The 11910-nt window shown below is 45.2% G+C and carries 9 protein-coding genes; 7 read left to right on the top strand and 2 right to left on the bottom strand.

Features of this window, described 5'->3' with window-relative positions; genetic code table 11:
- Positions 1 to 71 precede the first annotated feature (71 nt).
- From J3998_RS07085 to J3998_RS07075, 3 genes are all read left to right on the top strand, one after another.
- On the top strand, positions 72 to 701 hold the full coding sequence (locus J3998_RS07085) for a YchE family NAAT transporter (RefSeq protein ID WP_208149258.1): 630 nt from the start codon (positions 72 to 74) through the stop codon (positions 699 to 701).
- A 222-nt stretch (positions 702 to 923) separates the two neighbouring features.
- Positions 924 to 1919 carry a ferritin-like domain-containing protein gene (locus J3998_RS07080; RefSeq protein WP_208149256.1) on the top strand — a complete coding sequence of 332 codons (996 nt, stop codon included), beginning with the start codon at positions 924 to 926 and terminating at the stop codon, positions 1917 to 1919.
- Positions 1920 to 2126: 207 nt separating this feature from the next.
- On the top strand, positions 2127 to 2621 hold the full coding sequence (locus tag J3998_RS07075; RefSeq protein ID WP_208149254.1) for a hypothetical protein: 495 nt from the start codon (positions 2127 to 2129) through the stop codon (positions 2619 to 2621).
- 31 nt (positions 2622 to 2652) lie between these two features.
- On the opposite strand, the gene J3998_RS07070 is transcribed toward J3998_RS07075, so the two are convergent.
- Positions 2653 to 5097, bottom strand: coding sequence for a methyl-accepting chemotaxis protein (locus J3998_RS07070; protein ID WP_208149252.1), 2445 nt, complete (start codon positions 5095 to 5097; stop codon positions 2653 to 2655).
- A 242-nt stretch (positions 5098 to 5339) separates the two neighbouring features.
- Between J3998_RS07070 and J3998_RS07065 the strand changes: the two genes are divergently transcribed.
- Genes J3998_RS07065 through J3998_RS07050 form a run of 4 tightly spaced genes read left to right on the top strand, consistent with a single transcriptional unit; the run spans position 5340 to position 10517 of the window.
- Complete coding sequence (locus J3998_RS07065; protein ID WP_208149250.1) at positions 5340 to 5786, top strand: NfeD family protein; 447 nt, start codon at positions 5340 to 5342, stop codon at positions 5784 to 5786.
- A complete protein-coding gene (locus J3998_RS07060; protein WP_208149248.1) occupies positions 5743 to 6852 on the top strand; it encodes an efflux RND transporter periplasmic adaptor subunit in 1110 nt (369 codons plus the stop codon). Before J3998_RS07065 ends, J3998_RS07060 begins: the two co-directional genes overlap by 44 nt.
- Positions 6852 to 9914, top strand: coding sequence for an efflux RND transporter permease subunit (locus J3998_RS07055; protein ID WP_208149246.1), 3063 nt, complete (start codon positions 6852 to 6854; stop codon positions 9912 to 9914). Before J3998_RS07060 ends, J3998_RS07055 begins: the two co-directional genes overlap by 1 nt.
- A 3-nt stretch (positions 9915 to 9917) precedes the next feature.
- On the top strand, positions 9918 to 10517 hold the full coding sequence (locus J3998_RS07050) for a YigZ family protein (protein ID WP_208149244.1): 600 nt from the start codon (positions 9918 to 9920) through the stop codon (positions 10515 to 10517).
- A 5-nt stretch (positions 10518 to 10522) separates the two neighbouring features.
- Here the strand turns inward: J3998_RS07050 and J3998_RS07045 are convergent, their stop codons facing one another.
- Positions 10523 to 11671 carry a histone deacetylase family protein gene (locus J3998_RS07045; RefSeq protein WP_208149242.1) on the bottom strand — a complete coding sequence of 383 codons (1149 nt, stop codon included), beginning with the start codon at positions 11669 to 11671 and terminating at the stop codon, positions 10523 to 10525.
- Between the last annotated feature and the right edge of the window lie 239 nt (positions 11672 to 11910).

The raw sequence follows: 11910 nt of genomic DNA, 5'->3' as shown, positions 1-11910 counted from the left end.
GTCCCCATTGACTTGTTCTGCGCTTCCCTAATTGCTTAAGATAAAACCTCCAGTGGCGTTAGGGTCTTAAAATGGAATTTACCGAATATACTAAATTTTTGATTGGGCTGATTGCTGTGGTCAACCCAATAGGCGCGATTCCTATTTTTTTAGCAATGACCGCGGAGATGAAACCGCAAGAGCGTTATAAAATTGCTCACATCACGGTCATTTCAGTGGCAGCAATTCTGTTGATCAGCCTACTTTTTGGTGAGGCGATTCTTAATTTTTTCGGTATCTCTATTAATTCGTTCCGTGTCGGTGGTGGAATTCTGATTTTGCTGATGGCGATTTCGATGATGCATGCCAAAGGTGAGAAGCCAACCAAAACCAAAGATGAAGAATATGATCCCGAGCAAAATGATTCGATTGCCGTTGTTCCGCTAGCAATGCCGCTTTTGGCAGGACCGGGTGCCATTTCCGCTGTGATTATCGAAGCGCATCGTCACGAAAGCGCTGTGCATTATGGTTATCTTGCGGTTTCTATTTTGGCTTTGGCCGTGATAATTTGGGCTATTCTGCGTTTAACGCCGTGGATTTCAAAACACATCGACCAACTCGGTATCAATATCATTACCCGAATTATGGGGTTGTTGCTAGCGGCCATCGCTATTGAGTTTATTGCCAATGGATTGAAGGGATTGTTCCCTAGTTTGGCGTAAATTCAAAATTCTTTCTGCTTTTTATCCTAGCGCTGTCATGCCTTTATCGAATAGATTGCAAAACTTTGCATCTAATTTTGTATAGGGCGCGTTTCTATACATGCAAGCTTGCTAACTTCAACGGGAATAATCATGCATTCGACTTACCGAATTGAATGCATCGGCTTCCTGTTGCCTAACTTATTCTCTCATCGCGAACATCGCGGTAATTAGGAGTATGACATGAGTCAGCAAGAACTTAATAAATACGGGCTACCGAAAGGCACCGATCTCGAACAAGATTTACATCATAAATTCAGCCGCTATCAAGCGAACCGCCGTAATTTTTTACGCGGATTAACTGCCGCTGGAGCCGGTTTCTTTGGTACAGCGATGTTGGGTGGTTGTAATAGTACCAGTAATGCCATTGCGGCAACCGGTCCGACTGACGACCAAGTTTTAAACTTTGCTCTAAATCTAGAGTATCTTGAAGCGGAATTTTATCTTCGAGCCGTCACAGGTTCAGGTTTGGATAGTACACAAATTACCGGTCTCGGTACACAAGGTACGGTTACTGGTGGATCGCAAGTATCGTTTGTGACCCCTGCAATTGCCAATTATGCTGCCGAGATTGCCGGTGATGAACGTGATCACGTCGATTTTTTACGTGCCGCGCTCGGTACGGGTGCAGTGGCACGTCCAGATATTGATTTTGTCGATAGCTTTACCGCTGCGGCTCAGGCAGCGGGTGTAATAGGCGATGGCGAAACTTTTGATCCATTTGAGAATGAAAATAACTTCTTACTAGCTGCTTATATTTTTGAAGATGTTGGGGTGACGGCTTATAAAGGTGCTTCGCCATTTGTTCAAGATAAAACCTTTTTAGAAGCGGCGGCTGGTCTGCTGGCCGCCGAAGCCTATCATGCAGGTTTGATTCGCAGTATTTTAGTGTCCGCTGGTTTTAATGCCGAAGCAGATGCAATTTCTGATGCGCGCGATAGTTTGGATGGTAGCACTGATCTTGACCAAGGTATTTCAAATACAACGGTGAGACTAAATGATATGGATTACACTTCATCAAACATTGTGCCTTTGGACAGTAATGGTTTGGCATACAGCCGTTCTCCGGGGCAGGTATTGAATATTGTTTACCTCAACCCTAATTCCGTCAGTTCCGGCGGCTTCTTCCCAAATGGGGTGAATGGTGATATTTCCACCAGTGCGGATTCTTCCAGCTAGTTCCATTTTTAATTCCCTTCAGCCCAGCTTATCGAAAGCTGGGTTTTTTGCTTTTCTGTTTTCTTATCCGTTATCAAAAATTTAAAAAACACTTATTTAAGTATTAATACTTACTTTGTTCTGGTAATCTATGTATACAAGTGAAAAAAATTTACATAAAACCAAAATTAATAGTCTTTGACTGCTTATTGAACAGAGGAGGGTGTTATGAGAGGCCGGATAGTTTTAGTAAAACTCTTGTTGTATTTTGCTTTAGTTCAGCCTGTTCCGCTTAGTGCTAACGGAAGTATTAGTGTTGATCTGCAAGATGAGGTCACAATGATTGCTAATTTGGATGGAAAGCATTTAGTTGCTTTAACTAGCAAAGAGCCTTCACTAGGATTAAATATGGTTGATGTGATTAGTCTTCGTCAAAAGTACTGGCCGGACGGTACGCCAATCCAATTATATGTATTGCCGAATAATCACGAAGCGACCAAAGGAGTCGCTAGGCAAGTTATGCAACTTAATGAAAGCTGGTTGCAACGTATCTGGAACCGCAAGATTTTCAACGGTGCCTTTCAAGCTCCGATAGTAATCGATAATGAATATCAAATGATTAAAAGGGTGTTAAAACACCCTAAATCAATTGGTTATGTGTCGACCGGGGTTTTCCGTATTTACCAGAATGTGCGTAGTGTGCAACAAGCTAACTCAAGTTAGAAGGGTTGCTGTTTAGGCTTTCCAAAAACCGCTAAGATTTAGTTTTAAAGAACTGCATCTGTTTTTCCAGCTCATCAGCTTGGTCTTGCATACTCTGGGCAGCAGCGGAAGTTTCTTCGACCAGTGCCGCATTGTTTTGCGTCACTTCATCAATTAGATGCAGCGCCTGATTGACTTCATTAACACCGCGTGATTGTTCGGAAGAAGAGTTGGCAATATCGCCGATCATTTGTGTGACATTATCAATAGACGTATTCATTTGGGTTAGAACGGCTTCCGATTCGCTGGCTAACTCAGTACCACGATTAATGACGCTGATACTATCGCCAATTAATTGATTGATTTCGCGTGCTGCATCGGCAGACTTCTGAGCTAGGGCACGGACCTCACCGGCCACCACGGCAAAGCCGCGGCCGTGTTCCCCGGCGCGTGCTGCTTCCACCGCTGCATTTAAAGCTAACAGGTTAGTTTGGAAAGCGATGCTGTCAATAAGGGTAACAATTTCCTCAATGCGTTTGCTGGACTCCTGGATTTCACCCATTGCATTGATCGTTTGCTTCATGACTTGACCGGCATTAACCGAGTTTTTCTGCAATTCATGTTCCAGTTTATCGACATTAACAGCATTGTTGGCATTGGCCTCAATTGCACTGTTCATTTCGGTCATGGTCGCCGAAGTCTCTTCCATTGATGCGGCCTGTTGTTGAACGCTATCGCTTAAGCTCATTGATCCTCTGGAGACTTCGCTAGCGACATGTGAAACCGTATTGGAAGCGCTGATGACTTGATTGATGGTTTGGTTGAGGTGCTTGGCATTATTGTTAATCGCCTCTTTTAATTGCGCCAGTTCACCGTCGCAGGCAACGGTGATACTACGCGTTAGGTCTCCGTTGCTTTGGGCTTGCATAACACCGGTAATTTCGTCAATGACTTTGGCGAGTACTTCAACCGTTTGATTAATTTCCTGTTTCAGATCGTTGAGTTCGCCGGTAGCGTTAATATGCACTCGGTTTTGGAAGTCGCCATGTGACACTTTATTCATCACTTGGTTGATTTCAGAGATAATCTGCGATAGATTTTGCATTGCCTGCTGGCTTTGTTGCATCATCTCTCCGAAAGCGCCCTCAGCCTTCACATTACTGCTCTGCTCTGAGAAGTTGCCGTCATTCAGGTTTTGTAGAGTTTTTTGCAAACCATTCATCATCGTTTGCACATTATCAATACTGACGTTAATACCTTGTTTCAAGGTCATCAAACTGCCGGTAAAATTGCCTTCGATGCGCTGTTCAAGCTGTCCCTTAGCTAGAGCGCCGACCACAGAATTTGCCTGTTTAATTGCTTGGTTTACTTTATCAAGATGTCGGTTGATGGCTTTAGCGGTTTCGCCGACTTCGTCATCGCTCGTAATTTTTGAGCGCAGCGCAAAATTACCGCTTTGATCGACTTCGGTGATGGTTTTATTGAGTTCTTGTAGCGGGTTGATAACCAAACGAATGATAAGTCCGATAATAATGGTCGCCAGAATCAAAATCCCTAAAGCCACCATAATCAGCGTCATCCAAGCATTATTCATCGCGTGCTGTAAAGGTGCGCTATAGACACTTTCGTCTTGAATGAAAATCTGACGACCAAAGACAATGCCGGTTTCGTCATAGGCGGGTAAATCGACGACGACTTTGCCTTGCTTTAAATAGACTTCGCTGTGATCACCATTGACTTCATGGAAAAGCGCTTTGGTTTGGGCGACGACATCGTCGGCAAACCATTTATTATTGGCGATGACATAGCGATCAGTAATGGGTTTTAGGCTATCAACCGCTTTGGTTGAACCGAGTTTTTGCGCGACATACTCTTTGTCGACCAGCATAATCCATTTGCCGTCGACCGCTTGGTATTGGTCAGCGAAGTCTCGCGAGATTGAGCCAACGCCCATCACCACCGTCGCCGCACCAAGGAAGGTTTTACCATCCATAATTGGCGTCGCAGAAACGATCGAAACGCCGCGTTCTCCAAAAATGAGAGAGCCTTGCGCTTTTTTACTGTCGAAAACGCTTTTGATAAGTGGGTCGTTCAAGCGGTTGCCGCCTTTTTGATCAAGTTTCCAGCTTCGTAATAGCGACTGTCCTTGGGCATCAATGATTTCGGTAAATACGCCGCGGAAGTTGGTTTTCGCAGCGTAATCGGCTTTCATGGTTTTTAGAAGTGGATAAATTTCGTCGGTATTGCCTCTGCGCACCGCATCTTTGACTTTGTCATCCAGCGTTAACATGGCTGAGCCGATAATTGCGCCTTGCACTTTTAAATCCATTTGACCATCGATAAAGGTCAGCATTTCGTTTTGCAGGTTTTTGGAAACCTCGCCTTGCAATGGCTTTATCTCGGTAAAGTACATGGTCGCACCGAGTAGAGTGACCACTAAAGCCGTAATTGCGACTGACACAGAAATGATTTTGAACTTCAGGGATTGAGTTTGCATAAGACCTTCCTAGAGCGATTAGCGCTATATAGATTGGTATGAAGACAAATCGCGATATTAATGTTTTTCTAATACGTTAAACGATTCTTGAATTGACGTTAGAATTAAGTGGTTGATGTGTATCAAATAACGGTGAGATTGTCTGTTAGTGAGCGCATCGTCACTTATTAATCAGAAATTTCACAGTAAGCTATTTACACGGCTGAACGGCGTTGATGGGTTTACGTATCTGGAGGTGACTTGTGGACTTGGTATTATCATCAATAAATCACTGGTTTTTGATTGCTTTCGGTGCGGTATTATTGGTGCTGGAAATTTTAACCATGAAGCACTGGTTAAAAACGCTCGGTTTAAGTTTGGTGTTGACTGGTGCTTTAGGTGTCGTTTTTGCTATTCAGGACGGTTTGTTCCAAATGATCGGCCTCCTGTTATTCTGGGGTATGCTACATCGTTTGGGGCATAAACAGCGGATGCACATTCGTGTGGCGGATGAACACCAAGAAGGCGGTACCGGCATAATTAGCAAAGCAGACGGTGAGCTGTGCGTTATCTACAAGGGTAGAGGCTGGCCAATTGAAACGGATGAAATAAGCCTTAAAGAAGGTGATCATGTGTTAGTGGTAGATATTATAAATGGACGGGCAAATGTGGAATTACTTTCGAGAAAATCAGTACATGCAGACGACTAAAGCCAAAGAAAAAAACAATCGTCTTTCTATAGCGCTGGCATTAGCTGGCGTTTTGGTTTTTGTAAGTGGTTGCCAGCAGGATCAACAAGTTGCTGAGGTACCCCTGTTGAAAGTTAAAACAGTGTTGATTAATGATAGCCCGTCTAGCTATAACTGGCACCTTAATGGGGTTTTACAAGCAAGAATTGAAACGCCGTTAGCATTGCAAGTCGGCGGCAAAATTAAAAACTTGCAAGTTGATTTGGGTGATAGTGTCTTAGTCGATCAAGCCTTGCTAAGTGTCGACGATTCCGACTTCGTATTGGCGGTAAAATCGGCACAAGCAGCAATTAAGGCAACCGCAGCAGAGATTGCGCAAACTAAGGCAGACTTGAAACGTATTGAGGCTTTGCAACAACGAAAATTGGCTTCCGAACAAGCTAAGCAACAGCTAGAAAACCAATTGAAAGCTTTACAGGCTCAGCAAAATGCTAACCAGCAGCAGTTGAAACAGGCCGAGAATCAGCTTGACTACACGACTCTGAAAGCGCCGAATTCCGGCGTCATTAGTCAGAAAATGGTTCAAGACGGTCAAGTTGTTGGTGCAGGCCAAGCTCTTTTGCAGTTAATTGTCGATGGTCAGCGTGAAATTCGTGTCGCTGTACCGGAAAATCGTATCGGGCAATTACCAAAGCAAGCACAGGCGATTGTGCAGCAGCAATCTTATTCAGTGACGCTACGCACAACCGAACCGCAATCCGATGCAGTTAGCCGCACTTGGAATGCCTATTATCAGCTAGCAGATGCCGATATTTTGAATCAAATTTCATTAGGGCAAACCGCTACGCTGCAATTTTCGGCACCGAATCAAGGAGTTGAAGTGCCGCTAAGTGCGCTTTATGAACAAGGTGATTATCCGTCTGTGTGGTTATTGGTTGACGGTAAAGCCAAACGTCAAGCGGTGCAAATTATTCGTCTTGGCGACGAGAGCGCATGGGTTAAAGGCGATTTTCCGGCACATGCCAAGGTTATTGCACTTGGCGTGCATCTATTAAATGAAGGGCAATCTTTAGAGGAGATGCCATAGTGTCTTCTCAGAAATGGAACCTTTCCGCGCTTGCTGTGCGACAACAGAGCGTTACTCTATACTTTATTATTGTGGTGGCCTTGGCTGGTATCTACGCATTTATGCAAATGGGTCGCGCTGAAGATCCTAGCTTTGAGCTGAATACTATGGTGGTTTCGGCGACTTGGCCGGGGGCTACGGCACAAGAGATGCAAGAGCAAGTTGCTGATCCGATGGAAAAAGAGTTGGAACAGATTGCATTTTTTGACCGAGTTGAGACCAAATCTCGCCCAGGACGCACTGATTTATTGGTGCTGTTCGCCCAAGGTACGCCGAGCGGTATGTCGCAAGATTTGTATTATCAAGTTCGTAAACGCCTCGGAGATTTAGCTTCTCGTTTGCCGCAAGGCGTGCAAGGGCCGTTTTTTAACGATGATTTCGAAGATGTCTATTTTACTCTCTATAGTTTGACTGCACCGGATTGGCCGCACCGTGATTTGGTACAGGTTGCGGAAACCATGTCGGTAGCTTTGAAACGCGTGGCCGGTGTGAAAAAGGTCAGTTTAATAGGCGAACAACCTTCCAAAATTTACATTGATTTTGATACCAAGAAGCTTGCTAATATGGCGCTTGATTTAAGCGACTTGCAGCAACAGATCAGCGCCCATCTACAAAAAACATCCGGTGGCTTTATTGAATCTTCCGGCCCAAGAGTCTACTTGCGCACGCCCGACAGCAGTCGTTCAATGAGCGCTCAACAGATTGCGGTCTTGCCGATTCGTGTTGGCGAACACACGATTGCTCTTAGTGAAATTGCCAAAGTACAACAAGGTTATCAGCAACCGGCTGACTATATTGTTCGTGATAAGGGCGAACAAGCGTTATTAGTTGGTGTAGTAATGGCCGCTGGTGTTGACGGTCTTGAATTGGAAAAACGTTTAATCGAGTTTGAAAAAGACTATGTGCATCAACTACCGGCCGGAGTGGTTTTGGACAAGGTGACCAACCAAGCCGACGCGATTCACGGCGCAGTCAGTACCTTTCAGCTGAAATTTGTCAGTGCCTTAGGCGTGGTCTTGTTAGTAAGTCTCTTGGCACTGGGTTTGCGTGCCGGTTTGATTGTCGCTTTGGCGGTGCCGCTGACTTTGGCAATGACATTTGTATTTATGTATTTAAATGATTTGAATTTTGACCGTATTAGTTTGGGCGCTTTGATTATTTCACTTGGCCTGCTTGTTGATGATGCGATTATTGCTATTGAAATGATGTTGGTCAAAATGGCAGAAGGTATGGAAAAAGCTAAATCTGCTGCCTATGCGTGGAGTGTTACCGCTGCCCCAATGCTTATCGGAACCCTAGTAACGGTGGTCGGTTTCTTGCCGATTGGCTTGGCACAGTCGCGGGTTGGCGATTACGCTGGTGGTATTTTCTGGGTTCTGGGTATGACACTGATCGCTTCTTGGCTAGTGGCGGTGTATTTCACGCCCTATTTAGGGGTGAAGTTGTTACCGAAAGTCAGTCATCCGCATCAGGAAATGTATAACAGCCGTTTTTATCTTAGCTTACGCTCCCTTGTGAAGAGTTGCGTACGTTTTAAGAAAAGTGTGGTCTTGCTGACAGTGTTGATTTTTGTGTTAGCGGCGATGGGCATGAAAAATGTGGTAGAGAAGCAGTTTTTCCCAAGTTCCGACCGTCCTGAGCTGATGATTGACATTGCCATGCCGGAAGGGACTGCTATGCAAGCTACCGATGCAGTTGCCAAGCGGGTTGAGAATCTGATTAAGGATTATCCTCAGGTTAAATCGTTATCGACCTATGTTGGGCAAGGTGCGCCCCGCTTCTTCTTGGCATTAAACCCAGAATTGCCAAATCCGGCGTTTGCTAAAATCATTGTGGTGACACATGGCAAAGAAGAGCGTGATGCACTGCAGGCTCAGTTGCAACAGCAGATTTATCAAGGACTGTTCCCGGAAGCACGCGTGCGTGTCCATCCATTGTTATTTGGCCCGCCGGTACCTTGGCCGGTAACTTTCCGTGTGGTTGGTCCTGACCCAGAACAGTTGCGAAACATTGCCGAGCAGCTTCGCTTGCTGATGGCTAAACAAGATTTTACTATTGACCCGCATCTTCAGTGGGGGCAGCGCTCCTTAGTAATGCGTCTGCAATTTGATGCGGATCGTCTATTGCAGTTAGGTATGACGCAACAACAGGTTATGAGTCAACTCGATGCACAGTTGCAGGGGGCGATTGCCGGACAAGTACGGCAGGCAAATCGTACTGTTGAAGTAATGCTCCGAGCTGATGCTGAATCGCGAATGGATCTCGGTAATCTTGACAATATTATGATTCGCACTCCATCAGCGACAGTACCGCTTAGCCATTTGGCAGGGGTACAGCCGCAATATGAAGATATGCTTCTGGATCGTCGTAATCGAGAATTATTCTTGGCCGTTAACAGCGAAGTTGTGCCGGGAATGCAGCCACCGGTAGCGACCCAAAAAATTCTAGATCTCATGGAGCCGCTTAAAGCCGATTTACCGCATGGTTATCGTATTGATGTTGGCGGTTCGGTTGAAGAGTCTGCGATTGCAGAAGGTTCGATTCAAGCGATGATGCCGCTGATGTTGTTGGCAATTACCTTTCTATTAATGATTTTTGTGCGTAGCTTCAGCAGTATGTTCATGGTGCTTTTTACAGCACCGCTTGGCTTGATTGGCGCAGTGGCTGCATTGGTTTTATTCCAGCAGCCGTTTGGTTTTGTTGCCAACCTTGGCTTAATTGGTCTAGCCGGAATTCTAATGCGTAATACACTGATTCTGACAGGGCAGATTGATGATAATAAACGTCAAGGTATGAATGATTACACGGCGTTGGTTGATGCCACCATTCGTCGAGCGCGCCCGGTACTATTGACTGCGATTGCGGCAATGTTAGCGTTTATCCCGCTAACTACCTCGACCTTCTGGGGGCCGATGGCGTATGTGTTGATTGGCGGGATTGGCGTCGGCACGCTCTTGACTTTGCTGTTTTTACCGGCACTCTATGCGCTTTGGTTTAAGGTCAACGTTGAGAAGGTCGCCTAGCAGATGTCTTACCCGGTTCCGGCAGAGCAAGCCGTTGCAGAAATTGAAATCAAGAAAAGCCGTTTTATCGCCTATGCGCATGGCATCGATAGCCGTGAACAGGGGATGAAGTGGTTAGATGAACTAAAAGCGCAATACCCAGATGCGCGTCATCACTGTTGGGCGTATCTACTGGGTAACCCGCAATGTGCTGCTAACGCGGGTATGGGCGACGACGGTGAGCCTTCTGGCACTGCCGGTAAACCAATATTGAATGTGCTTCAGCACAAAGGCATTGGTGACATTATGATTGTGGTGGTGCGTTATTTCGGTGGCATTAAACTGGGAGCCGGTGGCCTTACCCGTGCTTACGGCCAAGCAGCACAGGCGGTAATGGAGGTGCTGCCTACTGAGCAGCAAATTCCGATGCAAATTATCAGCGTATTATGTGATTTTGCTCAGGAACAGCAGGTACGTTATCTGTGCCAGCAGGGTGAGGGCATTGTGGATGCGGTTGATTATGCACAACAAGTCACTATGCTCCTGCAACTTCCAGAAGAAAATATCGCCGAATTACAGGCACAGCTTAATGCTATGGGGTGTGAATATTCTATAGAAGAGTGAGTCTTCTATACCTTAGTGAGATGTAGCTTTCGCAATTCCGCAATTTCGCCGGAAAAATCACTTTCAAACTCTTCGCTTTCGCCGATTTCATCGGTAAACGTTTCTTTTAATCCGAGCATAGTATGTAATGTGCCGGCGACACTCTGTGCCAGCGGCTCCAAGTTATAACCGCCTCCCAGCGAGAAGCTAATTCGTCCACCACATAGTTGTTCGGCACTGCTGATACATTTTTGAACCAATTGGTTATAACCGGCTACCGACAGTTGATGTCCTGCCAATGGATCTTGCCAATGACCGTCATAACCAGCGAAGACAATAATGTGCTGCGGTTTAAAAGCTTCCAGTTTCGGTTGAATCACCTGTTCGTAGACATCTAGATAGGTTTTATTGCCGGCACCTTTCTTAAATGGGCAGTTCATATTCCAGCCTTCACCCTCGCCAATGCCGGTAAAGCTGCTGAAGCCAGTCATCGGCCAGAAAGGGTGTTGGTGAATTGAGATTGCCATTATTGAGGGGTCTTTAATGGTTAGGTCTTGAGTACCGTTACCGTGATGCACATCAAAATCGATAATTGCGACACGTTCTACGCCACGATATTTTTGTAGTGCCTTAGCAGCGATGACATCGCTATTAAAAATACAGAAGCCCATTGCTTGATCTGCACGAGCATGGTGTCCTGGCGGTCTAAGCAGAGCAAAGCCGCGATCAACTTTACGATCAAATACGGCTAAGTTCAGTTCGATATTACTGCCGGCAGCCATTCGCGCAGCATCATAACTGTGTTTATTGATATAGGTGTCGTTGCTGTAAGCGCTATAGAAAATCTCATTCCCTTCTTCGGCCAATGTTTTAATCTCGAAGACATAACCGGATTGATGTGTGCTTAACAGTTCCTCTTTAGTCGCCATGCGGGTTTTAACCGGTGTCAGATAAGACCAGTAATCCCGTCTGGTGAGTTCTTTATCAATTGCTATTAAACGTTGTGCGCTTTCAGTATGACCATTGCGGGTATGTTTAAAGAACAATGGATCAAGAACAGTACCGACTTTGTAGGTTGAAGATTGCGCAGCCTGCAATTTAGTTAAAGGTAATAACCCCATACTTGCAGCAAGACTATAAGAGATAAACTGGCGACGATTGATTTGTTGTTGCATGACGGCACTCCTAGAAACTGTAGTAAATATAGTGAAATAAGCAAAAACTGTCACTTAGAACAAAATAATCGATAGATAAAGAATGTTTTATAAGCCCAGTAAGCATTCACAAAGAATAGGTTTAGGCTAATTTTGTGGAAAACCCTGTGGATAAGGTGTGAGTTTGTGGGTATAAAGGACGGGTTGGCACTGTTTTTGAATTTTTTTGTTATTTTTGCGAAAAAAGTGAAAAAAAGGGT

The sequence above is a fragment of the Thiomicrorhabdus marina genome (assembly GCF_017571465.1).
Lineage (GTDB): Bacteria > Pseudomonadota > Gammaproteobacteria > Thiomicrospirales > Thiomicrospiraceae > Thiomicrorhabdus > Thiomicrorhabdus marina.
The sequence above is the reverse complement of the archived record's forward strand: the minus strand, read 5'-3'. Positions and strand labels throughout refer to the sequence as shown.